This window comes from Streptomyces plumbidurans (assembly GCF_019857225.1).
GTDB lineage: Bacteria > Actinomycetota > Actinomycetes > Streptomycetales > Streptomycetaceae > Streptomyces > Streptomyces plumbidurans.
On sequence record NZ_JAFJSY010000005.1, the window covers coordinates 1 to 23796 of the forward strand.

At 70.9% G+C, this 23796-nt stretch carries 20 protein-coding genes and 1 pseudogene; 10 read left to right on the forward strand and 11 right to left on the reverse strand.

Annotated features, from left to right (window positions below; all coding sequences use genetic code 11):
• From JYK17_RS04025 to JYK17_RS04040, 4 genes and pseudogenes are all read left to right on the forward strand, one after another.
• A partial coding sequence (locus JYK17_RS04025; RefSeq protein ID WP_222809769.1) for a fructosamine kinase family protein occupies positions 1–845 on the forward strand: 845 nt, incomplete at its 5' end.
• A 143-nt stretch (positions 846–988) separates the two neighbouring features.
• Entirely contained in the window at positions 989–3325 is a 2337-nt protein-coding gene (locus JYK17_RS04030) for a molybdopterin cofactor-binding domain-containing protein (RefSeq protein WP_222809770.1), read from the forward strand.
• Positions 3326–3343: 18 nt separating this feature from the next.
• The gene (locus JYK17_RS04035) at positions 3344–3868 is read left to right on the forward strand and encodes a (2Fe-2S)-binding protein (RefSeq protein WP_128801144.1); all 525 of its coding nucleotides are present in this window, start codon (positions 3344–3346) and stop codon (positions 3866–3868) included.
• 60 nt (positions 3869–3928) lie between these two features.
• Positions 3929–4982, forward strand: a pseudogene (locus JYK17_RS04040) (protein kinase family protein).
• Here JYK17_RS04040 and JYK17_RS04045 read toward each other — a convergent pair.
• From JYK17_RS04045 to JYK17_RS04065, 5 genes are all read right to left on the reverse strand, one after another.
• Positions 4966–5634, reverse strand: a complete 669-nt coding sequence (locus tag JYK17_RS04045; RefSeq protein ID WP_108012410.1) for a DUF4389 domain-containing protein — start codon at positions 5632–5634, stop codon at positions 4966–4968. The pseudogene JYK17_RS04040 and the gene JYK17_RS04045 sit on opposite strands and share 17 nt — an antisense overlap.
• 235 nt (positions 5635–5869) lie before the next feature.
• Positions 5870–6691, reverse strand: a complete 822-nt coding sequence (locus JYK17_RS04050; protein WP_222809771.1) for a carbohydrate ABC transporter permease — start codon at positions 6689–6691, stop codon at positions 5870–5872.
• Positions 6688–7656 carry a carbohydrate ABC transporter permease gene (locus JYK17_RS04055; RefSeq protein ID WP_108012412.1) on the reverse strand — a complete coding sequence of 323 codons (969 nt, stop codon included), beginning with the start codon at positions 7654–7656 and terminating at the stop codon, positions 6688–6690. The genes JYK17_RS04050 and JYK17_RS04055 overlap by 4 nt, the downstream gene beginning before the upstream one ends.
• 7 nt (positions 7657–7663) lie before the next feature.
• On the reverse strand, positions 7664–8911 hold the full coding sequence (locus JYK17_RS04060; protein ID WP_108012413.1) for a sugar ABC transporter substrate-binding protein: 1248 nt from the start codon (positions 8909–8911) through the stop codon (positions 7664–7666).
• A 38-nt stretch (positions 8912–8949) separates the two neighbouring features.
• Positions 8950–10878: a glycoside hydrolase family 127 protein gene (locus JYK17_RS04065; RefSeq protein ID WP_108012414.1), complete on the reverse strand. Its 1929-nt coding sequence runs from the start codon at positions 10876–10878 to the stop codon at positions 8950–8952.
• Positions 10879–11110: 232 nt separating this feature from the next.
• Here JYK17_RS04065 and JYK17_RS04070 point away from each other — a divergent pair, with 232 nt between their 5' ends.
• The 3 genes from JYK17_RS04070 (at position 11111) to JYK17_RS04080 (ending at position 14297) form a co-directional block, all read left to right on the forward strand.
• Positions 11111–12133 carry a LacI family DNA-binding transcriptional regulator gene (locus JYK17_RS04070; RefSeq protein WP_222809772.1) on the forward strand — a complete coding sequence of 341 codons (1023 nt, stop codon included), beginning with the start codon at positions 11111–11113 and terminating at the stop codon, positions 12131–12133.
• A gap of 99 nt (positions 12134–12232) precedes the next feature.
• On the forward strand, positions 12233–13270 hold the full coding sequence (locus tag JYK17_RS04075) for an alpha/beta hydrolase (RefSeq protein ID WP_234548299.1): 1038 nt from the start codon (positions 12233–12235) through the stop codon (positions 13268–13270).
• A gap of 88 nt (positions 13271–13358) precedes the next feature.
• Positions 13359–14297 carry a class I SAM-dependent methyltransferase gene (locus tag JYK17_RS04080; protein WP_222809773.1) on the forward strand — a complete coding sequence of 313 codons (939 nt, stop codon included), beginning with the start codon at positions 13359–13361 and terminating at the stop codon, positions 14295–14297.
• 20 nt (positions 14298–14317) lie between these two features.
• On the opposite strand, the gene JYK17_RS04085 is transcribed toward JYK17_RS04080, so the two are convergent.
• Positions 14318–15163 (reverse strand): helix-turn-helix transcriptional regulator, encoded by an 846-nt coding sequence (locus tag JYK17_RS04085; protein ID WP_222809774.1) that lies wholly within the window; start codon positions 15161–15163, stop codon positions 14318–14320.
• A 101-nt stretch (positions 15164–15264) separates the two neighbouring features.
• On the opposite strand from JYK17_RS04085, the gene JYK17_RS04090 reads away from it, so the two are divergent.
• On the forward strand, positions 15265–15972 hold the full coding sequence (locus tag JYK17_RS04090) for an SDR family NAD(P)-dependent oxidoreductase (protein WP_108012419.1): 708 nt from the start codon (positions 15265–15267) through the stop codon (positions 15970–15972).
• Between the two features lie 91 nt (positions 15973–16063).
• On the opposite strand, the gene JYK17_RS04095 is transcribed toward JYK17_RS04090, so the two are convergent.
• The 3 genes from JYK17_RS04095 to JYK17_RS04105 form a co-directional block, all read right to left on the reverse strand.
• Positions 16064–16960 carry an aldo/keto reductase gene (locus JYK17_RS04095; protein ID WP_222809775.1) on the reverse strand — a complete coding sequence of 299 codons (897 nt, stop codon included), beginning with the start codon at positions 16958–16960 and terminating at the stop codon, positions 16064–16066.
• Positions 16961–17058: 98 nt separating this feature from the next.
• Positions 17059–18225, reverse strand: a complete 1167-nt coding sequence (locus JYK17_RS04100) for an acyl-CoA dehydrogenase family protein (protein WP_128801137.1) — start codon at positions 18223–18225, stop codon at positions 17059–17061.
• Positions 18226–18316: 91 nt separating this feature from the next.
• Entirely contained in the window at positions 18317–19507 is a 1191-nt protein-coding gene (locus JYK17_RS04105; RefSeq protein ID WP_222809776.1) for a CaiB/BaiF CoA transferase family protein, read from the reverse strand.
• A gap of 186 nt (positions 19508–19693) precedes the next feature.
• On the opposite strand from JYK17_RS04105, the gene JYK17_RS04110 reads away from it, so the two are divergent.
• On the forward strand, positions 19694–20554 hold the full coding sequence (locus JYK17_RS04110) for an HTD2 family dehydratase (protein ID WP_222809777.1): 861 nt from the start codon (positions 19694–19696) through the stop codon (positions 20552–20554).
• A gap of 38 nt (positions 20555–20592) precedes the next feature.
• Here JYK17_RS04110 and JYK17_RS04115 read toward each other — a convergent pair whose 3' ends face one another.
• Positions 20593–21834: an MFS transporter gene (locus JYK17_RS04115; RefSeq protein WP_222809778.1), complete on the reverse strand. Its 1242-nt coding sequence runs from the start codon at positions 21832–21834 to the stop codon at positions 20593–20595.
• A gap of 161 nt (positions 21835–21995) precedes the next feature.
• Between JYK17_RS04115 and JYK17_RS04120 the strand changes: the two genes are divergently transcribed.
• On the forward strand, positions 21996–22916 hold the full coding sequence (locus tag JYK17_RS04120) for a LysR family transcriptional regulator (RefSeq protein WP_222809779.1): 921 nt from the start codon (positions 21996–21998) through the stop codon (positions 22914–22916).
• A 25-nt stretch (positions 22917–22941) separates the two neighbouring features.
• Here the strand turns inward: JYK17_RS04120 and JYK17_RS04125 are convergent, their stop codons facing one another.
• Complete coding sequence (locus JYK17_RS04125) at positions 22942–23769, reverse strand: aldo/keto reductase (RefSeq protein ID WP_222809780.1); 828 nt, start codon at positions 23767–23769, stop codon at positions 22942–22944.
• Positions 23770–23796 lie beyond the last annotated feature (27 nt).

The window sequence follows — 23796 nt, forward strand, 5'->3', positions numbered from 1 at the left end:
GGCCGGGATCGGCCGCCGCCCGGATCACCGGCCGTACGGTGCGTGGCGCGCGCCCGCTCTCCGGCGCGGTCGCCGAAGTCCGCCTGGACGACGGCCGGTCGGTGATGGTCAAGCGCGCCGAGGATCCGGGGTCGGCGCGGGCCGAGGCGGCGGGGCTGCGCTGGTTGGCCGAGGCGGGAACGGTCCCCGTCCCGTACGTCCACGGCCACGAGGCCCGCTGGCTGGTGACCGACCTGGTGGCACAGGGCCGGCCGACGGCGCGGGCGGCCCGGCGGTTCGGGCAGCGGCTCGCCGCCCTGCACGCCGCGGGGGCACCCGCGTTCGGCGCGCCACCACCAGGCGGTCCGGTCGACGCGTACATCGGACTCGCCCCGATGCGCAACGTCCCCGGCACCGACTGGCCGCACTGGTACGCCGAGCACCGTGTGCTGCCGTATCTGCGTGCCGCGGTCGACCGGGGCACGATCCGCCCGACCGAGACGGCCGTCGTCGAGCGCGTCTGCGAGCGGCTGCCGGAACTCGCCGGTCCCGCCGAACCGCCCGCCCGGCTGCACGGCGATCTGTGGAGCGGCAACGTGCTGTGGGGAGCCGACGGCGAGGTGTGGCTGATCGACCCGGCCGCGCACGGCGGCCACCGGGAGACCGACCTCGCGATGCTCCACCTCTTCGGCTGCCCGCACCTGCGGGACATCCTCGACGGCTATCGCCACACGACCCCGCTCGCGGACGGATGGGCGGACCGCATCGCCCTCCATCAACTCTTCCCGCTCCTGGTGCACGCCGTCCTCTTCGGCCGCGGCTACGCCGAACAGGCCCTCACGGCGGCGCGAAGCGCCCTGGCATGACGAACGGCCCCGGCGCTTCACACGCCGGACCACTTATGGCTTTTCCGTGTGGAAGCGACACGGAGATCTATCGCGGCACCCGCCCGGCGTGCACAGTCAGGAGCCGCCATCGAGGCGAGTGCCGTGTGCCGGGAGGTCAGCCGATGGGAGCCCACGAGAACCCGCAGCCGCAGGACGCCGTCGCCGCGCCGAGTGGTCCGGGGCGACGAAGATTCCTGGGATACGTCGTCGCCGCCTCGACGCTGACCGTCGCCGCCGAACTCGGCGAGGCCGTCCTAGCACCCACCCCGGCGGCGGCGCTCGTCCCCTCCGTGCCGGGACCGGCCGAGATCTACGACCTCAACGACATGCTCACCCATGCCGCGCTGCCCACGGCGAACCTGATCACCATCCGGCTCGACCCCGACGGCACCGCGCACTTCGCCCTGCCCCGCGCCGAGGTCGGTCAGGGCATCACCACCTCCAGCGCCATGCTCGTCGCCGAGGAGCTGGACCTCCCGCTCGACCAGGTCCGTGTCACCCTCGCCGACGCCCGCCCCGAGCTGCTGTTCAACCAGCTCACCGGCGGCTCCAACACCACCATCTCCACCTTCACCCCGATCCGGGTGGCGGCCGCCGTCGCCCGCGGCCGGCTGCTGCACGCCGCGGCGCTCGAACTGGGCGAAGCCCTCGGCACGTTGACCGCCAAGGCCGGTGTCATCACCTCCGCCGTCACCGGCAGGAGCCTGTCCTACGGCGAACTGGCCGAGAAGGCCGCGTCGGTGACGACCGGTCAGGTGTCGGTCGTACTCAAGGACACCTCCGAGTTCAAGGTCGTCGGGACCGCGCAGCGGCGCATCGACGCGCTGGCAGCCGTCACCGGGCGCAAGCAGTACGCGATGGATCTGAAGGTGCCGGGCGCGCTGCCCGCGATGGTGTGCCGGCCGCCGACGATCAACGGTACGGTCCGCTCCGTCGACAACCTGGACGAGGTGCGGGCCATGCCCGGCATCACCGACGTCGTACGGATCTCCACCGGCGTCGCCGTCCGCGGCCGCACCTTCGGACAGTGCATCGACGCGGTACGCGCCCTGCAGGTCACCTGGGGCCCCGGCACGGCGGAAGGCGAGTCCGACGACACCATCCGCGAGGAACTCCGCAGGGCCGAACTCCCGCTGCCAGCGCTCGACTTGCTCACCAAGTCCGTCGACGCCCGCTTCACCTTCCACTTCGCCGGCAACAGCGCCCTGGAGCCCAACTGCGCCGTCGCCGACGTACGCGAGGACTCCGCCGAGATCTGGGCGAGCCTGAAGTCCCCGATCACCGCGCAGGAGCAGATCGCGCTCTCGCTCGGGCTGCCGACGACCGCCGTCAAGGTCCATGTCACCGAAGGCGGCGGCTCGTTCGGCCGCAAGCTCTTCCACGACGGCGCCGCCGAGGCCGCCGAGATCTCCCGGGCGACGGGCAAGCCGGTCCGGCTGATGTGGCACCGTACCGACGACTTCCGGCACGGACGCGCCCACCCCATGTCCACCTCGCGCGTGCGCGCCTCCTACGCCCTCGGTCAAGTCCTCACCTACGCCCAGCACCACACCTCCGTGGCCACCGACTTCGGCCACGGCGTCGGCGAGATCATCACCGCCGAGGCGGCCCAACTGCCCGTCGGCGACCTCACGTTCTCCGAGACGATCTTCACCCTCACCCAGCAGACGCCGTACAACTTCGGCGTGGTCACCCAGCTGCTCAGTGAGACCGACAAGGGCTTCCACACCGGCTCGATGCGCAACATCTACTCGCCCAATGTGCGGTGCGCACAGGAGCTGGTGGTGGACGAGCTGGCCAGGAGGATGGGCAAGGACGCCTATCAGTTCCGACGCACCTTCCTGAAGGACGACCGCGCGCGGGCCGTGCTCGACAAGGTCGCCGAGGGGGGTGCCTGGGGGCGCGACATGCCCGCCGGAACGGCCCAGGGCATCGCCCTGCACCCCGAGTACCACGGCTACGTCGCGGTCCTCGCGGAGATCGACTGCCGCCCGGAGACCACCGGCCGCAAGGTCCCCGACGCCTACACCGGGCCGCGGGTCACCAAGGTGGTCTGCGCCGTCGACGTGGGGCTCGCCGTCAACCCGCGTGGCCTTCAGGCCCAGATGATGGGCGGAATCATGGACGGCATTGCGATCGCCCTCAGTTCGGGGCTGCACCTGGACAACGGGCACTTCCTGGAAGGCAGTTGGGACAACTATTTCTACACCCGGCAGTGGAACACCCCGCCGGAGCTGCAGATCGTCGTCATGCCGCCGACCACCGGAAAGCCCGGCGGCGCCGGTGAACTCGCCGTGGCCGGCGCGATGGCGGCCGTCGCCTGCGCCTACGGACGCGCCACCGGAACCATGCCGACGACCTTCCCGATCAACCACGACGGCCCGCTCGGCTTCGAGCCGCTGCCCACCGTCCCGCCGATCCCGGCGTCCCCCACCGACGGCCTGAGCCGCGCCCACTAGGAGCCGAGGAGGCCCTCCGTGCCCGAACACACCTTCATCCTCAACGGCGAACCGGTCACCGTGGACATCGAGGACGACGTACGGCTGCTGTGGGTGCTGCGGGACGTCCTGGGCGTCACCGGGCCGAAGTACGGCTGCGGCCTCGGCGTGTGCAAGGCCTGCACGAGCCACATCAACGGCAAGGCGTTCAACCCGTGCAGCGTGCCGGTCGGGGACCTCGCCCCGACCGACGAGGTGACGACCATCGAGGGACTGCCCGCCACCGTCGGCAAGGACCTGCACCCCATGCAGGAGGCCTGGCTCGAGTACGACGTCGCACAGTGCGGCTACTGTCAGCCCGGGCAGATCATGGCCGCCGTCGCCAAGGTCCGCCAAGTGCGCGAGGAGGGCCGCGACATCACCGAGGCCGACCTCGACGAGATCCGCAACGTCTGCCGCTGCGGTACGTACCACCGCATCCGCGAGGCCATCGTGGCGGGCGCGAAGTCCCAGGAGGCGGTGACAGGCACGAAAACGTCGTGCGGTCGGGACCCCGGAAGGTGAAGATCTGGGTGGAGGAACGCGAACGCTCCTGAACACCCGACCGGTCGAGGAGGTCCGTCGATGTCCGGCGACCAGGCCCTGTGCCCCGCCCGCCTGAACGCCTACGCGACGGTGAACTCCGCACTCGACCGGCTCGACGACCGCCGCCTCGCCGACGCCGTGGCCGCGGCCTCCGCCCTCGGCTCCGGCATCGGCGGTCGGGTGGCGGAGCTGGAGGTCGACGGCGTGCGCGTCTTCGTGAAGCGCGTCCCGCTGACGGACCTCGAACGGCGCCCCGAGAACCTGCGGTCGACGGCCAACCTGTTCGAGCTGCCGCTCTTCTACCAGTACGGCATCGGCTCGGCCGGCTTCGGAGCCTGGCGGGAGCTGGCCGCGCACCTCATGGCCAACGCCTGGGTGATGCGCGGCGAGGAGGCGGGGTTCCCGCTGCTGTACCACTGGCGGGTCCTGCCCGACAGCCCGCCGGAGGCTTTCGCCGATGTGTTCGGGGGAGTGGACGGAGCGGTCGCGCACTGGGAGGGCTCGCAGGCGGTCCGTCGCCGACTGGAGGCCATCGGCGGTGCGTCCGCGAGTCTCGTCCTCTTCCTGGAACACGTGCCGCACATGCTCGCCGCCTGGCTGGACGGACACCCCGACGCCCTACCGTGGGTGGAGCGCGAAGTGCTCCGCGCGACGGAGTTCATGAGCTCGCGGGGCCTGGTTCCACTTCGACGCGCACTTCAACAACCTGCTGACCGACGGCAGCCGCGTGTACGTCGCCGACTTCGGCCTCGCCCTGAGCTCCCGCTTCGAACTCGCCCCACAGGAAGCCGAGTTCCTCAAGGACCATCTTGTCTACGACCGCTGCTACGTACCCACGCACGTCCTGCGCCACCACCTGCTGGACCGCGTGCGCGGCGACGTCGACCGCGAGACGTTCCTGCGCGACTGGAGCACGGGGCGCCGAGCCGCCGGCGTCCCTCCCGAGGCCGCCGCGTTCCTCGACCGGCACGCCCGCACCGCGGCCGTCCTGGACGACTTCGCCAACCGCCTGCTCCACCGCAGCAAACGCACGCCGTTCCCCGCCGCGGAGCTGCGCGCGGCACTCGGCGCCACGTCTACAGGGCCGGGCTGACCGGCTCCGAGCCGCCCAGGTCGAGCCGGAACGGCGGGTACTCGTCGGTCAGCAGGGCCGTGTAGGCGGCCACGCGCATGGCCCAGCGGTTCAGCCCGATCACCAGGTCGAAGATCCCGCGCGGATAGCGCCCGGTGAACAACAGGGCCACACCCGCGAAGAAGGTCAGCAGACCGAGCAGTCCGCCCGTCGACCAGACCACACGGACGCCCCCGCCGATGAGGTACAGGACCAGGAAGTGCGGAATAGCGAGGAGCCACCACTTCACCAGGACCAGGCCGCGGGAGAGGTGCTCGGGGTAGGCCACGTCCAGCCGGGCCGGGTAGTCAGGGGATTCCGAGAGGGAGAAGGGCGGATAGCGGTCCGTGCCGAGGGCGCCGTACGCGTAGTAGGCCACCCGCCAGTTCCAGCGCAGCACCCCGACCACGAAGTCGAAGAGCGGGCGCGGATAGCGGCCGGTGAACAGGATCGCGAAGAACGCCACCACGCTCACCACCAAGAAGGCCAGCCACAAGAAGACCAGCACGAGGTAGTGCGGGAGCGCGAGCAGCCACTTCACCAGCCAGAGCCAGCGGGAGAGTTGTGGGTCCAGACGGGCTGACAGTTGTGTCGGATGGGCGTTGTGCGTGCTCAGGGCTTCCGTCGTCGCCATGCCTTCGGTCCCCTCGAATCGAAGCCGGACGCCGAGCGCGTCTTCGTCTTCCAACTCACCAGAAACCGGGACGAGATGGAAGATGTTCCGGTGGCCAGGAGTGGGCGACCACCTGGGGGAGTGGCGGGTCCGCCGTCTGCCGCACAGGGACTGCGGCGAACCCGGCGCCAGGGGCGCGCCGTTGGGCGTACGAGCACCGGGCCACCGGGACGTCGGCTTCCGTGACCAGCCAGGGCTAGTCCTTGACGGCGCCGGCCGTGACCCCGGCCGCCACATACCGTTGCGCGAGAACCAGCAGCACAGCCGCCGGTACGGAAGCGACCACGGCGGTGGCCATGATCGCGTTCCACTCCTGGTTGTTGTTGCCGATGTACTTGTAGATGCCGAGGGTGATGGGCCGCAGATCGCCCCCGCCGTCGAGGGTGTTGGCGAAGACGAAGTCGGACCAGGCCCACAGGAAGCTGAACAGCGAGACGGTGACCAGGGCGTTGCGGCTCACCGGCAGTACGACGGACCAGAAGGTGCGGAAGGTCCCCGCCCCGTCGATGCGCGAGGCGGCGATCAGCTCGCCCGGGATCCCCGACATGAACGCGGCGAAGATCATGACGCCGAAGGGCACGGCGATGGTGGAGTCCGCGATGACAAGACCCCACCAGGAGTTCAGCATCCCGAGGTCCAGGAAGATGCCGTAGAAGCCCATCGCCATGACGATCCCGGGGATCATCTGCGCGATGAGCAGGGCCAGTCCGAGCGCGCCGCCGCCCCTGGGCCGGAGCTTCGCCAGCGAGTAACCGGCCGGGGCGGCGAGCAGCAGGGTGAGCGCGACGGTGCCCAGGCCGATCAGCAGGCTGGTGCCGAGGTAGGGCAACTGGTCGTCCAGGACGGCCCGGTAGCCCTCGAAGGTGGGGTGCAGCGGGAGCAGGTCCGGCGGGTCCTTGCGCATGTCCTGCTGCGGGGTGAGGGACACGTTGAGCATCCAGTACACCGGGAACAGCATCAGCGCGGTGAGAACGATCCCGATGACCGTGTAACCGCGGGCGCGGGCACGGGACTTCATGCTTCCTGCCTCCTCTGGACGCGGATGTACGCCAGTCCGAAGACGAGCGCGATGAGGATGAGGATGTTGCCGACCGCGGCCCCGGGACCGAACTTGGGCAGCAGCGTGCCGAAGCCGAGCTGGTACGACCAGGTCGCTAGCGTCGACGAGGCGTCGCCCGGACCGCCCTTGGTCATGATCCAGATCAGGTCGAACACCTTGAGGGTGTAGACGAGGCCGAGCAGCACAGTGATCGCCGACACCGGGCGCAGCAGCGGAAAGGTGATGCGGCGGAACTGCTGCCAGGCGCCCGCCCCGTCCAGCGCCGCCGCCTCGTAGAGCTCGGCGGGGATGTTCTGCAGTCCGCTGTGGAGAATGACCAGGTTGAACGGGATGCCGATCCAGATGTTGGCGATGATCACCGACGTCAGCGCCCAGTCCGGCGAGGTGAGCCAGCCGACCGGATCGGCACCGAAGAAGTGCAGGAAGTAATTGACCACCCCGGACTCGCTGTTGAACATCCACGACCAGGTGGACGCCGACACGATCAGCGGCAGCAGCCAGGGGATCAAGAACAGCGCCCGCAGCACGGTCGAAAGCCTGAAGTGCCGGTTGAAGAAGATGGCGAGGGCGAGCCCGATGGCGTACTGGAAGGCGATCGACACCAAGGTGAAGACCATCGTGTGCCGCATCGCCGGGCCGAACACCGGGTCGTCCAGGACCTTCTGGAAGTTGTCCCAGCCGGTGAAGGGCGCGTCACCGGCCACGAACGAGCGGACGGTGTAGTCGCGCAGGCTCAGGTCGAGGTTGCGGTAGAGCGGGTAGAGGTAGAAGGCGGCGAGATAGGCGAGCAGCGGGGCCACGAAGGCGAGTGCGGTCAGCCGGGACCTGCGCCGGTGCCGGCGGTACAGGGACGGGGCGTCGGCGGTGCCCGTCCCCGCGCCGGCCGGCGCGCGCCGCGGACGGTCGACCCGGGCGATGGTCATGCCGTTCCTAGCCCTTCTGCGCGCTCGACTGGGCGGTGTCCAGGGCGTCCTGGGGGCTCTTGCTGCCCGACAGCGCTGCCTGGACGGCGGTCCACATCGGCTGGGAGATGGTCGGGTACTTGGTGCCCAGACCCCCGCTGGTGCGGCCGCGGGCCGCTGCCACCGCGTCCACCCAGGGCTTCAGCTTCGGGTTCTGCTTCACCTGCTCGGTCTGTACCGCTGAGGTGGGCGCGATGTACATCAGGGTCGTGTCGGTGGGCAGCAGATTCTTGTCGCTGGTCAGGCACGTGACGATCTTCTTGCTGACGTCGTAGCGTGCGGTGTCCTTCTGCACGGGCACGGTCACGAACTCGCCGCCCGTCGGCACCGGCGCCGAACCGCCCTTCTGCCCGGGGATGTTGATGATGCCGTAGTCGAACCCGGCCTTGTCCGCGTTGCCCAGCTGCCAGGTGCCGTTCTCGCCGAACGCGTAGTCGCCGGTCGCGAACTCCTGCCAGGCGGTGGTCTGGGTGTTCTGCAAAACGTCCTTGGGCGCGTAGCCCTCCTTCACCCACTGCTGCCAGAGCGTCAGAGCGGCAACTCCCTTGGGGCTGTCGAGCTTTGTCAGATCACCGCCCGCGCCCCAGAACCAGGGCAGGAACTGGAAGCTGCCCTCCTCTGTGTTGATCGCGGAGAAGGTGATGCCCTTCTTGCCCGCAGCCTTGACCTTCTGCAGCGCCGCTGTGAGCGAGTTCCAGTCCTTGATCGAGGCCGGGTCGACGTGGGCGGCGGACAGGACCTTCTTGTTGTAGTAGAGGGCAAGGGTGTTGGCGCCGATCGGCACGCCGTAGGCCTGGCCGTCGATGGTGCCGGCGCCGATGATGTTCTTCTGGATCGACTTCGTGTCCAGCCCGAGGTCGCTGGTCTTGTTCAGGATGCCCGCCTCCACCAGCGTGGAGACCACTGGGTTGTCCACCAGCATCACATCGGGGGCGTTGCCCTGCTGGGCGGCCAGCAGGGCCTTGTTGCCCAGGTCGGTGGTGTCGTACGGGGTGCGCTTGAGCTTCACCCCGGCCTTGGTTCCGCAGGAGGTCACGAGCTTGCCCCAGGCCGAGGAGGCGTCGAGCTGCGGATACGGGTCCCAGAAGGTGTACGTGCCCGAGGGGGCGCCGTCGGAGGAGTCCGAGGAGCCGGAGCCGCCTCCGCACGCGGTGAGGGAGACGAGCGTGCCGACGGCGGCCAGTGCGGCGAGGAGAGTGCGGCGGGTGGATATCACGGGGTGACCTCGTTGTCGTAGGCGGAGTTGACGGATCGTCAGAAGGTGGGCAGCCAGACGCGCATGGCGCCGTCCTGCCGGTTGGCCCACGCGTAGTAGGGGATGGCGGTGAGCTCGACGGGCTCGCCCGCCGTCGGGGACGCGTCGCCGGAGGCCGGACCGTACGGCCACCAGCCCGCGTCGGGGATCTCGCGCCGCCGTCCGGCCGCCACCACGGTCGTGACCCCGCCGAGCAGGTCCGGGCGGTGCTTGGCGGCGAGCGGGCGGGACGGGTCGAGGACCAGGTCGTCGAGCCCGCCGCCGGGGTGGTCGGCCTCCTCCAGGCAGTACACGAGCGGCCCGCGCTCGATCGCCGCGCAGCCGCGCACCGCGTCCACGCGCGGGTCGCCCGCCGTGAGCCGGGGCTCCAGACCGAGTTCCAGCACCACCTGGTCGCCCGGCGCCCAGGTGCGCGCGATGCGCAGCCAGCCCTCGTCGACCGGAGCGTCGGTCTGGTCGTACGTCAGCTCACCGCAGCGCACCCGGAACTCGCGGCACCACTGCGGGATGCGCAGAGAGAGTGTCCGGGGCCGGTCGGCCGGGCTCTCCTCGACGGTGAGGGCGATCGTGCCGTGCCAGGGGTAGTCCGTCTCGGCGCGCACGGCCATCGAGCCGGAGCTGTACCGTCCGGTGACGTACTGGTGGATCTGCAGGCCGTCCTCGTCGCCGCTGGCGAGGTAGTGCTCCAGCGAGGCCAGCAGTCGCATCGCGTTGGGCGGGCAGCAGGCGCAGCGGAACCAGCGGGTGCGGCGGGCGGACTTGTCGCCGCCGTGGTCGGTGTGCCCGTCGCGGACCTGGAGCGGGTTGACGTACAGCCAGCGCTCGCCGTCCAGGGAGACACCGGCCAGAAAGCCGTTGAAGAGGGTGCGCTCGATCAGGTCGGAGTAGCGGGCGCCGCCGGTGAGCAGGGCCATGCGCCAGCTCCACTGCACGGACGCGATCGCGGCGCAGGTCTCGCAGTAGGCGCGCTCGTTGGGCAGTTCGTACGGGTCGCCGAAGTCCTCCCACTCGTGATGGGCGCCCAGACCGCCGGTGAGATGGGTCTTGGTGGCGGTCATCGCGTGCCACAACCTCTCGGCGGCGCCGCGCAGTTCGGGCTCCCCGGTCTCCGTCGCCAGATCGGCGACGGCGGCCAGCAGGTACAGCTGCCGTACGGCGTGGCCCTCGACGTTCGTCGCCTCGCGCACCGGGACGCGGTCCTGGCAGTAGGCCTCGCCGCCGAGCAGCCCGTGGCCGTGCCGGTCGACGAAGTAGCCGGCGAGATCGAGATAGCGGCGCTCGCCGGTCTCCCGGTACAGCTCGACCAGGGCGGTCTCCACCTCGGGGTGGCCGTCGATGCCGTCGATCGGCCGGCCGCTGCCGGGCGGTCCGAAGACGGAGTCGATGTGGTCGGCGAACTTCCGTGCCACATCGAGGAGTTCGCGGCGGCCGGTGGCCCGGTGGTGGGCGACGGCCGCCTGGATCAGATGGCCCGCGCAGTACAGCTCGTGGCCCCAGCGCAGGTCCTGGTAGCGCTCGCCGCCCTTGACCAGCTGGTACCAGGTGTTGAGATAGCCGTCCGGCTGCTGGGCGGCGGCGACCAGGGAGACGATCCGCTCCACCTCGGCCTCGAGCTCGGCGGAGGGCTCCTGGGCCAGCTGCCAGGCCGCGGCCTCCAGCCACTTGTAGACGTCCGTGTCCATGAACGGATACGCGCCCTGGAAGGCGCCCTCGGCGGCCCCTGCCGCCAGCCGCAGATTGTGCAGATTGCCCGCGGACTCCAGCAGGCCGGGTCCCTGCGGGATGGAGGTGCGTGCGTTGACCTCACGACGGGTGTGCCAGAAGCCGGCGTTCACCTCGGCGGTGGCGGGCCGCAGGGCGGTGCGGGCGTCGGCGCCGGGACGGACGGGGCCGGCGGGGGAGGGCTGGGCGGAGCGGGTGCGGGGCATGGCTCTCCGGGAGGTGGCAGCGGGGTGTGCGGACTACGGCTGAGCAACGCTGTGCGCAACTCGTTGAGCAACCGTTTTCCTCGCCGAAGAGTAGAGTGGAGCCGGGGAATGCAGGTCAAGGGTTCTGCATGAGTTTTCTCCACTTGCGCAGAGACTGGTACTCCACCCGGCCGCCTGCCACCATGGGCCGCGCCCCACCCGGCAGGAACGACCAGCGAGAAAAGGATTGCCCGTGACCGAAGCCGCTCAGCGTTCCACCCCCACCGGCCGGGCGAAGCTCGCCGACGTCGCCGCCCTCGCCGGAGTCAGCGTGGGCACGGCCTCCAAGGCCCTCAGCGGCAGCGGCCGGATGCGCCCCGAGACCCGGCAGCGGGTCCTGGACGCCGTGGAGACGCTCGGCTTCCGGCCCAACCAGCACGCCCAGAGCCTGCACGCGGGCCGCAGCTGGACGGTCGGCCTGATGACCACGGACGGCATCGGCCGCTTCAGCACACCCGTGCTGCTGGGCGCCGAGGACGCGCTCGGCGCGGGCAAGATCTCCGTTCTGCTGTGCGACACCCGCGGCGACACCATCCGCGAGCAGCACCACCTGCGCAACCTCATGGACCGCAGGGTGGACGGCATCATCGTCACCGGCCGCCGCACGGACCCCCGCCCGCCGCTGAACGGCGTCGAGGGCATACCGATCGTCTACGCGCTCTCACCCTCCACCGACTCCTCCGACACCTCGGTGGCCTCGGACGACCGGGGCGGCGCACACCTCGCGATCGAGCACCTGCTGGCCACGGGACGCGGCCGGATCGCCCATGTGACCGGCCCCGAGCACCACGCCGCCGCCCGCGACCGGGCCCGCCACGCGGTCGGGCTGCTGGAGCGGTCGGAGGCTCAACTCGCGGGCGGACGCGTGCACTTCGGCGAGTGGAGCGAGGCGTGGGGGCGCCGCGCCGCCGACCTGGTGCTGCGCACGGCACCCGACACCGACGCCTTCTTCTGCGGCAACGACCAGATCGCCCGCGGCGTGGCCGACACCCTGCGCGAGCGGGGCCGGGACGTGCCCGGCGAGATCGCCGTCGTCGGCTACGACAACTGGGACACCATGGCCCTGGCCAGCCGCCCGCCGCTCACCACCATCGACATGAACCTCGCCGAGATCGGCCGGATCGCCGCCCTGAGACTCCTGGAGGCCATCGACTCCGAGCCGGTGCCGGGAGTGCACACGGTGGCATGCCGTCTGGTGGTCCGCGAATCCACCTGACGCGCGCGGACGGTCGTGCGTGGGGTGGTGCCAGGTGCACCGTCGGGCGGGTGCGCAGGCCCATGGTGGGGTGTCGACCGGCTTCGTAGCGTCGTGGGCATGGCTGACAACGAGTACCTCGACACGACCAACACCCCTGACCGGACGCGCACTTCGGGTGCGGCCTCCCGTCCGACCTCCCGGCGGCACGCGCTGCGGCTCTCGGCGGGCGCCGCAGGAGTGGCGCTCGCCTCCGGCATCGGGGCCACGGCCGCCGAAGCGGCCGGCAGGACGAAAGCCCGCCACGGCGACCGCGTACGCACCTACGTCCTGGTCCACGGCACCCACAGCGCCGGAGCGTTCTGGACGGCGATCGGGCGCGAGCTGGCGCTGCGCGGTCATCGTGTCGTCGCCGTGGACCAACCCCTGCACGGCACCGAGCGGTTCGTGCCGCAGGCGTACCAGACGCAGGACCTGCGCGCGCTCGCCACGGAACCCTCGCCCGTCGCCGCCCTCACCCTGGACGACTTCGAACGGCGCGTCACGGGCGCGGTGCGCCGCGCCGCGCGACTCGGCGATCCCGTGGTGCTGGTCGGGCACAGCTTGGGCGGCGCGTCGGTCAGCAGGGTTGCCAACGCCGTGCCCGAACTCCTCGCGCACATCTGCTACATGGCCGCGTTCTGCCCGAGTCGCAGTATGCCGTCGGCGAACGCCTGCTCCGACTCCCCGGAAGGACGGCGCGGCATCGTCCCGGTGGATCAATTCGTCGGTGACCCCGAGAAGTTGGGTGTGGTGCGCCTCAACTGGCGCACCTCGAACCGGCGGGACCTCGCCGTCTTCCGGGAGATGATCTGTGCCGACTACTCGGACGTCGGGTTCCTGCGCGTGCTGGAGGGCCTGCAGACGGACGAGTCGATGACCGCGTACGACGGCCGGGCGGTGGGGCGTGCCGACACCTGGGGCCGGATCCCGCGCACCTATCTGCGGTTCGGCAAGGACCGGACCGTGGCCCCCGAGCTCCAGGACCGCATGATCGCCGAGGCCGACGCGCTCACCCCCGACAACCGCTTCACCGTCCATGACGTACCCGACGCGGGGCACCTGGGACCCGAGGACCCCACTCAGGTGACCGATTTCCTGCTTGGCCTGCGGGTTTAACCCCGCGGGGGACGGGGCGGGCCGAGCTGTTCATGGGACGTTCAATCGGTCGACAGTTTGTGCGGTCCCCAGTGAGCACACTCGTTTCATGGCGACTGCACAAGCAACCGACAAGATTCCCGGCGAGCTCAAGGACGTCCCCGGGTGGTTCCCGCCGCTGGACCAGCTGCTGTTCACCTGGTTCCTTCAGCGGCAGGAGACGCGGGGCTTCGGGGGCGACCTGGTGGAGCTCGGCGCGTACATGGGCAAGAGCGCGATCCTCCTCGGCCATCACCTCCAGGAGGGCGAGAAGTTCACGGTCTGCGACCTGTTCGGCGGCGAGGCGCCGGACGGGGCGAACGCGGCCGAGACGGCGAAGTCGTACTCCTCGCTCACCCGCCAGACCTTCGAACGCAACTACCTGGCCTTCCACGACGCGCTGCCCAGGGTGATCGAAGCCCCCACCTCCGTGATCTCCAAGGAGGTGGAGGCCGGCACCTGCCGCTTCGTCCACATCGACGCCTCGCACCTGTACGAGCACGTCCACGACGACATCGGCGCGGCCCGCGACCTGCTGCTCCCCGACGGCATCGTCGTCCTCGACGACTTCCGCTCCGAGCACACCCCCGGCGTCTCGGTCGCCACCTGGGAGGCCGTGCTCAACCGCGGACTGCGCCCGATATGCCTCAGCACCCAGAAGCTGTACGGCACTTGGGGCGATCCGGCGCCGGTCCAGGAGGAGCTGCTGGAGCTGCTCAGGGGGCGAGAGGACTGCGGTCTGAGCATCCAGCACGCCGCCGGGCACCGACTGGTCCGTACCCGCGCGCAGAAGGGAATGCAGCCGCCGTCCTTCCCGCGCTCCCGCCACTACACCGCACCCGAGCCGCCGCAGCCCGCGGCGAAGACGACGGCGCCCACGACCACGCCTGCCCGCCCCCGCCCTCGGTCCCGGGCCCGCCGCATCGGCGCGGACCTGCTGCCCCCGATCGTCACCCGGGCGCTGCGCCGGAGCCTCGCCCGCGGCGCCCAGGAAAGCCGGTACCGGTAGCAGGCCCGCGGGTACAGGTCCTAAATCGTGTCGACCAGGTTCTGGGTGCCGAGCACCGAGATCAGCTCCAGCTTCTCGGCGGCCTCGGTGCCCGGTTCAGCCGAGTAGACGAGAATGTGCAGATCGTTCTCCTCCACCCGCAGCAGGTCGCAGTCCAGGGTGATCAGCCCCACCTGCGGGTGCTCGATCGTCTTGTGGGAGGCGTCGAGCCGGCCCACGACACCCGCGTCCCACAGCTCCGCGAACCGCTCGCTCTGCGCCCTCAACTCACCGATCATACGCCGCAGTTGGCGGTCCGCCGGGTAGCGCGCGGAGGTCGCCCGCAGCTCGGCGACCAGGCCCGCGTGGAAGGCGCGCTGTTCCTCGGGGGTGTGCCGCACACGGGACGGCCGGCCCAGGAAGTTGCGCCACACGCTGTTGCGTTCGAAGCCGCGCAGGCCGGAGAAGTCGCCCATCAGCGCCGAGTACATCGGGTTGGCCAGCAGCAGCGTCATGGCCGCGTCGGAGACCGTGACGGGCGTGTCCACCAGCCGGTCCAGCAGCCGCTGAACACTGGGCGTGATGTACTGCGGCACCACTTCGGGACCCGGCGGCACCAGTTCCGCCAGCCCGTACAGATACGTCCGCTCGTCCCCCGACAGCCGCAGCGCCCGGGCCAGCGCCTCCACCACCTGCGCGGAGGGGTTGGCCGCCCGGCCCTGTTCGAGGCGCGTGACGTAGTCGACCGAGATCCCCGCCAGCAGGGCCAGCTCCTCGCGCCGCAGTCCGCTCGCGCGCCGGTGGCCTCCGGCGGGCAGCCCCGCCGCCTGCGGGGAGACCCGGTCGCGCCAGCGCCGCAGGGCCTTGCCGAGTTCCGTCGCCGTCATGCCCCCAGTGAACACCGTGGGCCGGGCCGGTGCCTGGTACCGGCAGTCCCAGGAAGAAGGGACTCCTGGCTGCCGCTGCGGCCGCGTCGCAGGCTGGACGCATGACGACAACACTGATCACCGGAGCGAACAAGGGCATCGGCCGCGAGACCGCCCGTCGGCTCGTCGCCGCGGGCCACACCGTCTACGTGGGTGCCCGTGACGCGGAGCGCGGCCGCCGTGCCGCCGAGGAGCTGGGCGCACGGTTCGTCCTGCTCGATGTCACCGACGACGCCACGGTCGACGCGGCGGTCAAGGCCGTCGAGGCCGACGGCGGACTCGACGTACTGATCAACAACGCCGGAATCGAGACCAGGGGCGAGGGCAACGCCGTGCCCACCGCCGAGACCGTGACCGCCGACCAGATGCGCAACACCTTCGAGACGAACGTCTTCGGCGTGGTCCGGGTGCTGCACGCCTTCCTGCCCCTGCTGCAGCGCTCGGCCGCGCCCGTCGTGGTCAACGTCAGCAGCGGCCTGGCCTCGCTGGCCAACCTCTCCGACCCCGACCACCCCGCGCACTTCTACCCGGGCATCGCCTACCCGACGTCCAAGACCGCGGTCAACATGCTGACCGTGCAGTACGCGAAGGCGTTCCCGGCCATGCGGATCAACGCCGTCGAGCCCGGCTTCACCAAGACGGACCTCAACGGCAACACCGGCCATCAGACCGTCGAGCAGGGCGCCGAGATCATCGTACGCATGGCGCAGATCGGGCCCGACGGGCCGACCGGCGGCTTCTTCGACGTCAATGGGCCGCTGCCCTGGTGAGGCGCGCCGGCTCGCCGTCCTGGTGAGCCATCGGCGGTCCGCTGCCCCGATGAGCCATGGAGGCCCGCTGCTGTGGTGAGCCGTGGCGGTTCTACGGCTGGACCCGGTCCAGGCGGGCGACGGCCTCCGGAGGGAGGCTGACGTCTCCCGCGGCGATGTTCTCGCCGAGGTGGACCGGGTCGGCGGTCCCCGGGATCAGCAGGGTGTGCGGGTATCGCGCGAGCAGCCAGGCGAGCGCGACCTGCGCCGGAGTGCGGCCGATCTCCTCGGCGACCGCGACGACCTCGGGATGCGCGGTCGCCTTGGGACGGTTGGGGAACCGTGAGCCCAGCGGGCAGAACGGCACCCAGGCGATGTCGTGCTCCCGGCACAGGTCGAGCACCGGCTCGGTGGCCCGCTCGATGACGCTGTAGTCGTTCTGCACACAGGCGACGCCGGTCGGCAGGGCCTGGCGGAGCTGGTCGGCGGAGACGTTGCTCAGCCCGATGCCACCGATCTTCCCGGCGTCGCGCAGCGCGACGAGTTCGGCGAGCTGGCTGTCGAGGTCGACCTTCTGGTCGCCCTCGGCGATCAGTCCGGGCGGGGCGTCGGCCCGGCGCAGGTTCACCACGTCGAGCCGTTCCACGCCGAGAACCGAGAGGTTGTCCTCGACCTGGGCCCGGAGCTGTTCGGGCCGCTGGGCGGCGACCAGCTTGCCGTCGACCTCGTCGGCTCCCACCTTGCTGACCAGTACCAGGTCGTCGGGGTAGGGGAACAGCGCCGCGCGGACGAGCTCGTTGCAGGGGCCGTAGAAGTGTGCGGTGTCCAGGTGGTTGACGCCGAGGCTGAGCGCCTGGCGCAGCAGCCCGAGGGCCGCCTCGCGTCCGTCCGTCGCGTAGTGCAGTTGCATCACACCGAAGCCGACACGGGCGACGGTGCGGTCCGCGAGCTTCGCGGTGCCGCCCGGCGGGGTGGTGGCCGGGGCTGCGGGTGAACGGTGTTCCGTCATCGGATCATGCTCCCGTCAGAGCGAAGAGGATCGTGCCAATACGGAGGCTACCATCCGATCGGAGGTTTGCCTCCGTATTCGACCGCAGGACCCAGGACTCAGTCGTCGAGCCCGCCCCTGGCCACCAGCTGGGCCGCGATCACGTTCCGCTGGATCTCGTTCGTGCCCTCGCCGACGATCATCAGCGGAGCGTCACGGAAGTAGCGCTCGACGTCGAACTCCGTCGAGTAGCCGTAACCGCCGTGGATCCGCACGGCGTTGAGGGCGATCTCCATCGCCGTCTCGGACGCGAACAGCTTCGCCATGCCCGCCTCCATGTCGACACGGCGTCCGGCGTCGGCCTCGCGGGCGGCGTACAGCGTCAGCTGGCGGGCGGCGGTGAGCTTGGTGGCCATGTCGGCGAGGTGGTTGCCGACGGACTGGTGGCGCCAGATGGGCTTGCCGAAGGACTCACGTTGCTGCGCGTACCGCAGCGAGTCCTCCAGCGCCGCCCGCCCCACACCGAGCGCCCGGGCGGCGACCTGGAGCCGTCCGGTCTCCAGTCCCTTCATCATCTGGGCGAAGCCGTGGCCCTCCTCGCCGCCGAGCAGTGCGTCGGCCGGCGCGCGGTAGTCCTCGAACGACAACTCGCAGCTCTCGACGCCCTTGTAGCCGAGCTTGGGCAGATCGCGCGAGACGACCAGGCCGGGGCCGTGCTCGGCCAGCAGGACGGAGATGCCCCGGTGGGCCGGGCTCGCCGCCGGGTCGGTCTTGCACAGCAGCGCGATCAGGCCCGCGCGGCGGGAGTTGGTGATCCAGGTCTTCGCCCCGTTGACCACGTACTCCCCGCCCTCGCGGCGCGCGACGGTCGTCATCGCCTGCAGATCGGAGCCACCGCCCGGCTCGGTGAGCGCCATCGTCGCGCGCACCGCCCCGCTCGCCAGCCTCGGCAGATACCGCCGCTTCTGCTCCTCGGTGCCGTACAACAACAGCAGTTTGCACACGACGGTGTGGCCCCCCATCGCCCCGGCCAGACTCATCCAGCCCCGCGCGAGCTCCTCGGTCACCAGCACGAAGCACGGCATGGAGACTGGGTTGCCCCCGTACTCCTCCGGAACGACCAGGCCGTACACCCCGAGCTTTTTCATCCGCTCGATGAGCCGCTCCGGATAGGTGTCGGTGTGCTCCAGCTCCCGCACAACAGGCTTGACGTCCTTGTCGACGAACTCCCGCACGGTGCGCACGACGAGGCGTTCGTGGTCGGGGAGGATGTCCAGGGTGCTCATCGGGTGGGGCTCCATATCCGCGAGTCGGACAGCCGTCGGGGCTGGTGATCGGTGGGGTCGGACGGCGACCGGAGCCGGCTGCCCGGCGGGTTCAGACAACACCGTCAGCGCGCAGCGCATCGATCTCGGCGGCGGACAGGCCGAGGGCGGTGAGGATGGTGGTCGTGTGCTCGCCCACGGCCGGTACGGGGTCCATGCGGGCGGGCAGTCCCGCGAGGTCGGCCGGGGGGAGCAGTGCCTGGACCCTCGCGCCGGGTACGGCCACTTCGCGCCAGCGGTCGCGGGCGGCGAGTACCGGGTGGTCCAGGAAATCGGTGACGTCGTTGACCCCGGCGCAGGCGATGCCGATGTCCTCCAGGTCCTTCAGAATCTCCTCGGCGTCGGAGCGGGCGAAGCGTTCGGTGATGATCTCGTTGAGTTCGGCGCGGTGTGCGACGCGGTCGGAGCCCGTGGCGAAGCGTGGATCGTCCGTCAGAGCAGGTCGCAGCAGGAAGTCCGCGCACAGGGCGGCCCACTCGCGCTCGTTCTGGATGGAGAACAGCACCTGCCTCCCGTCGGCCGCGGTGAAGGCACCGTAGGGCGCGATGGTCGCGTGCTGGGTGCCGATCCGGGCGGGCTGACTGCCGCCGTAGCGCGTGTAGTTGGCGGGTTGGCCCATCCACTCCGCCAGCGCCTCGAACAGCGACACCTCGACGGGATGGATCCGGCCGGTGGTGGCCCGTGTGTACAGCGCGGTCAGGACGCCCGTGTAGGCGTACATCCCGGCCGCGATGTCGGCGACCGAGATCCCGACGCGCGCTGTCTCCTCGGCGGTGCCGGTGAGCGAGACCAAACCGGTCTGGCACTGCACCAGCAGGTCGTAGGACTTGCGGTCGGCCCATGGGCCCGTCGTGCCGTAGCCGGAGATGGTGCAGGGGATCAGCCGCGGGTACCGCTCGGCGAGCGCGTCGACGCCGAGGCCCAGCCGGCCGGCGGCTCCAGGTGCGAGGTTTTGTACGAACACGTCGGCGCCGTCGAGGAGTTGGTGCAGAATCTCCTTGCCGCGCGGGTCCTTGACGTCCAGGGTGAGCGACTCCTTGGAGCGGTTGAGCCAGACGAAATAGCTGGAGTGGCCGTGCACCGTCGTGTCGTAGCGGCGCGCGAAATCGCCCTCGCCCGGCCGCTCCAGCTTGATGACACGGGCGCCGAGGTCGGCGAGCTGCCGGGTGGCGTACGGAGCGGCCACGGCCTGCTCCAGACTGACCACCGTGATGCCGGACAGGGGAAGCTCGTGCACGGTCATGCCTCCTGGTTCTGGCATGCGAGGCCCCCGTTCGGTGCGGAGACTTGTACGGCCCGATCGCAAGCCATGTCAATGATCACGCCTCCGGGAGTTCGGTTGCCCCATCCCCCTTCCTCCTCCCCATCCCCATCCGCATCCGATCCTGCATCCCCATCCGGGTCCGATCCCGCACCTGACAGCTTCGGGGTGCTCGAAGAGATCGCGCGCACCTGGCGCCCGGACGACGTGCATACGACCGACACCCTGGACCCCGCCCCGGCAGCGGCCCTCTCCGCCGTACTGGACCTGCCCGCCCCTGCCGCGGTCGACGGCGAGTCGCTCCCGCCGCTGTGGCACTGGCTGTACTTCCTGTCGTGGCCCCGGCGCAGTGCGCTCGGAGTCGACGGACATCCTCGGTACAGCGGCTTCCTGCCTCCGCTGCCGCAGCGGCGGAGGATGTTCGCGGGCGGGCGGCTGGAGGTGGCCGTGCCCCTGACGGCGGGACGGCCGGCGCAGCAGCACAGCCGGGTGAGCCGGGTGGTGCCGAAGCGCGGGCGCAGCGGCAGCCTGTTGTTCGTCACCGTGCGCAGCGAGTACCGCCAGGACGGCCGGTTGTGCCTGGCGGAGGAGCAGGACCTGGTGTACCGCAGCGGCGGTGCGCCACCCGTACCGGCCGCCGAGACCCTGGACACCGAGAGCCGTCCGTCCGCCGACGCCTCCCCCTGGCGGCAGGAATGGCGCACGGACCCCGCCCTGCTGTTCCGATTCAGCGCCCTGACCGCGAACGCGCACCGCATCCACTACGACGCCCCGTACGCGACCGGCGTCGAGGGCTACCCGGGACTGGTGGTGCACGGCCCGCTGCTGGTGCTCGCGATGCTGGAGCTGGTGCGCCGTGAGCGGCCGGGTCGGCCGGTGCACACCCTCTCGTACCGCCTGAACACACCGGCCTTCTGCGGGGAGCGACTCCTCGCCTGCGGCGGACCTGAGCCCGACGGCACCGCCCGCCTGCGGATCGCGAGCCATCGCGAGGAGGCCCACGCCAGGGCGGACGTGGGCTTCACGTGAGCCCGGTGATACTGGTGGTGGCAGCACCGCGGCTGCCGTCAGCCCGCCGAGGTGGGGGCGGGCTCCACGGCGGGTTGCGCCGCGCGGTCCCGGCGGGGCAGGAAGAGCGGGGTGAGCAGGACGACCAGACCGGCGAGTGCGATCGCCGTGCGCGTGCCGGTGACCCCGGCGAGCACGCCCCACAGCGCGGTGAGCGCCGCGGTCGTCCACCGGGTGGCGACCGTCCACGACGAGAGGGTACGGGCGACCCGGTCCGACCGCGTGCGCTCCAGCCGGTAGGTCGCGTACACCGGGGTGAACACGCCGCAGCAGGTGATCAGCCCGAACTCGAGGATCATGACGAGCGTCAGCCCGGCCGTACCGGACTGCACGAAAGCGAGCCCCAACGGCCAGAACGCGCGCAGTGTCCCGCTGGTGGCCAGGATCCGGTGCTCCCCGAACCGCGCGACGAGCCGGCGCGCCAGCCGTGAGCCGACCAGGCCGCCGAGAGCGGGCAGGGCGAAGGCGAGGCCGTACTGCCAGGGCGCGAACCCGAGGTCGCCGAGCATCAGCACGGCGAGCAGCGGCGCGATCGCCATGATCAGGGCGTTGAACAGCACCGTGTTGAAGAACAGCGGACGCAGTCCCGGATGCGCCAGGATGAACCGCCAGCCGTCGAGGAGGCTGCCGCTGCGGGCCGCCTCATTCCGTACGGGAGGCGTCTCCTTGCCGCCGATCGCGCGCAGCCCCAGCGCCGACAGCAGAAAGCTCACCGCGTTGGCCACCACGGTCATCACCGGCCCGAACAGGCCGATGGCGGCCCCGCCGAGCGGCGGCCCGAGCACGGTGGCGGTCCAGCTCGTGCTCTCGAAGCGGGCGTTGGCGACGAGCAGGTCCTGTGCGGGCAGCAGCGACTTGAGGAAGGCGCCGCTGGCCGCGGTGAAGCTGATGTCGGCCGCCGCGACCACGATCGACACAACCAGAAGTTGTACGAAGGTGAGCGCGCCCAGGGCGTACGCCGCCGGGACGGTCATCAGGGCCGCGAACCGCACGAGGTCCGCCGCGACCATCACCGGACGCTTGCTGCGGAACTCCACCCACGGCCCGAGCGGCATCGCCACGACCGCTCCCACCGCGAGCCCCGCGGCCGCCAGCGCCGACACCTCGGTCGTCCCGGCGTGCAGAACGAGCACTGCGATCAAGGGAAACGCGTCGAAGGCGAGCCAGGTACCGGCCATGCTGACGGCGAACGCCGCCCACAGCCATCCGAACTGCCGCCCGAGCGACCGTGTGCCCCGCATGCCCACCTCTCCACCGCCCCGCGACCCCGACCGCGACATCAAAGCGGGTCCCGAGGCGCAGGAGCAAACAACCGACTCGCCCGACGGTCGACAACCACAGGTTGTAGGGCTCGCTCGGGGAGCGGGAACAGCGGAGAGGGTGTCGACGTAAGAATGTGTCCGTGGATCTCGACGCCGTACGCACCTTCGTCACCGTCGCCGACGCCGGACAGTTCCGGGAGGCCGCCCTCGCCCTGTCGGTCACCCAGCAGGCCGTCTCCAAGCGGGTCGCCGCGCTGGAGAAGCATCTCGGGGTGCGCCTGTTCACGCGCACGGCGCGCGGCGCCCTCCTCACCGTCGACGGGCAGGTCTTCCTGCCGCACGCCCGCGAGCTGCTGCGGGCCGAGGAGCGGGCCGCCGCCTCGGTGCAGCCCGGCCGTCGTGCGCTGCGTGTCGACGTGATCGGCCGACGGCTCGCACCGGCGGATCTGGTACGGGGCTTCCACCACGCACACCCCGAGGCCGTCCTCGACGTGGTGACCCTCTTCGACGCCGAGGCGGCCGTCGCCGCCGTGCGCGCCGGCACGATCGACGCGTCCTTCCGCGCCCTGACCAGGCCTGCCCGGCAACTGCCCGACGGGATCGAGGCCGCCCGCGTCCACGACGAACCCGTACAACTGCTCACCGGACCGGGCCATGCGCTGGCGTCGGCACGCACCGTCACCCCGGCGCAGCTGGCGGGCCACCGGATCTGGATGCCCGGCAATGTCGCGGGCACCGAATGGTCCGCGTTCTACGACGACCTCGCGGCAGAGTTCGGGATCGTCATCGAGGTGACCGGGCCCGACTTCGGCACCGAGCCGCTCCTCGACACGATCGCGGACTCCCCGCAGCTCGCGACCTTCGTCGGCGAGCAGACCCGGGTGCTCTGGCCCGCCGACCACGACCTGCGCCGCATCCCCGTGCACGGTCCGACGCCGGTCTATCCGCACTCGCTGATCTGGCGGGGCGACAACCCCCACCCGGCGCTGAGCGCCCTGCGCGCCCACCTCGGCTCCCCGGACGGGGACCGGGACACATGGACACCGAAGTGGGCGCAGTGAGGACCGAACGGGCAGCTGACTGTGGTCAGTTGAGGATGTCGGGGTCCGGGCCGGTGCGCAGACCGCGGTCGAGGGTGGCGATCGCGGACATCTCCTCGTCGTCGAGTACGAAGTCGAAGACGTCGAGGTTCTCGCGGATCCGGGCGGGGGTCACGGACTTCGGGATCACGACGTTGCCGAGCTGAAGGTGCCAGCGCAGCACCACCTGGGCGGGCGACTTGCCGTGCCGCTCTGCGATCCTCGTGAGCGCCGGCTCGCCCAGCACCGCGCCCTGCGCGAGCGGGCTCCATGCCTCGGTGGCGATGCCCAACTCGGCATGCAGGGAACGCAGTTCACGCTGCTGCAGACCGGGGTGCAGTTCGATCTGGTTGACGGCCGGCACCAGGGCCGAGCCCTCCAGCAGCCGGCGCAGATGGGCGGGCTGGAAGTTGGAGACACCGGCGGCCCGGATCCGCCCGTCGGCGGCCAGCTTCTCGATGGCCTGCCAGGTCTCCCGGTACAGGTCGCGGGCCGGAGTGGGCCAGTGGATGAGGTACAGGTCGACGTGGTCCAGGCCGAGCTTGGCCAGGCTCGCGTCGAAGGCGCGGAGCGTGGCGTCGTGCCCCTGGTCCGCGTTCCACAGCTTGGTGGTGACGAACAGCTCCTCCCGTGCGATGCCGGAGGAGGCGAGGGCGGCGCCGACGCCGGACTCGTTGCCGTAGATCGCGGCGGTGTCGATGCTGCGGTATCCGGCCTCCAGGGCCGCGCTCACCGCGTCGGTGGTCTCGGCGTCGGGAACCTGGAAGACACCGAAGCCGAGCTGGGGGATCTCGACGCCGTTGTTGAGGGTCACGGTGGGGACGGTGGGGGTCATGGGTGGTGCTTCCTCACGTGGATCAGG

What these genes read in the sequence shown, in the direction of transcription:
- JYK17_RS04030 (WP_222809770.1), top strand. Translation starts at nt 989, where the DNA reads ATGGGAGCCCACGAGAACCCGCAGCCGCAGGACGCCGTCGCCGCGCCG.
- JYK17_RS04045 (WP_108012410.1), bottom strand. Translation starts at nt 5,634, where the DNA reads ATGGCGACGACGGAAGCCCTGAGCACGCACAACGCCCATCCGACACAA.
- JYK17_RS04050 (WP_222809771.1), bottom strand. Translation starts at nt 6,691, where the DNA reads ATGAAGTCCCGTGCCCGCGCCCGCGGTTACACGGTCATCGGGATCGTT.
- JYK17_RS04055 (WP_108012412.1), bottom strand. Translation starts at nt 7,656, where the DNA reads ATGACCATCGCCCGGGTCGACCGTCCGCGGCGCGCGCCGGCCGGCGCG.
- JYK17_RS04065 (WP_108012414.1), bottom strand. Translation starts at nt 10,878, where the DNA reads ATGCCCCGCACCCGCTCCGCCCAGCCCTCCCCCGCCGGCCCCGTCCGT.
- JYK17_RS04075 (WP_234548299.1), top strand. Translation starts at nt 12,233, where the DNA reads ATGGCTGACAACGAGTACCTCGACACGACCAACACCCCTGACCGGACG.
- JYK17_RS04080 (WP_222809773.1), top strand. Translation starts at nt 13,359, where the DNA reads ATGGCGACTGCACAAGCAACCGACAAGATTCCCGGCGAGCTCAAGGAC.
- JYK17_RS04085 (WP_222809774.1), bottom strand. Translation starts at nt 15,163, where the DNA reads ATGACGGCGACGGAACTCGGCAAGGCCCTGCGGCGCTGGCGCGACCGG.
- JYK17_RS04090 (WP_108012419.1), top strand. Translation starts at nt 15,265, where the DNA reads ATGACGACAACACTGATCACCGGAGCGAACAAGGGCATCGGCCGCGAG.
- JYK17_RS04095 (WP_222809775.1), bottom strand. Translation starts at nt 16,960, where the DNA reads ATGACGGAACACCGTTCACCCGCAGCCCCGGCCACCACCCCGCCGGGC.
- JYK17_RS04100 (WP_128801137.1), bottom strand. Translation starts at nt 18,225, where the DNA reads ATGAGCACCCTGGACATCCTCCCCGACCACGAACGCCTCGTCGTGCGC.
- JYK17_RS04105 (WP_222809776.1), bottom strand. Translation starts at nt 19,507, where the DNA reads ATGACCGTGCACGAGCTTCCCCTGTCCGGCATCACGGTGGTCAGTCTG.
- JYK17_RS04115 (WP_222809778.1), bottom strand. Translation starts at nt 21,834, where the DNA reads ATGCGGGGCACACGGTCGCTCGGGCGGCAGTTCGGATGGCTGTGGGCG.
- JYK17_RS04125 (WP_222809780.1), bottom strand. Translation starts at nt 23,769, where the DNA reads ATGACCCCCACCGTCCCCACCGTGACCCTCAACAACGGCGTCGAGATC.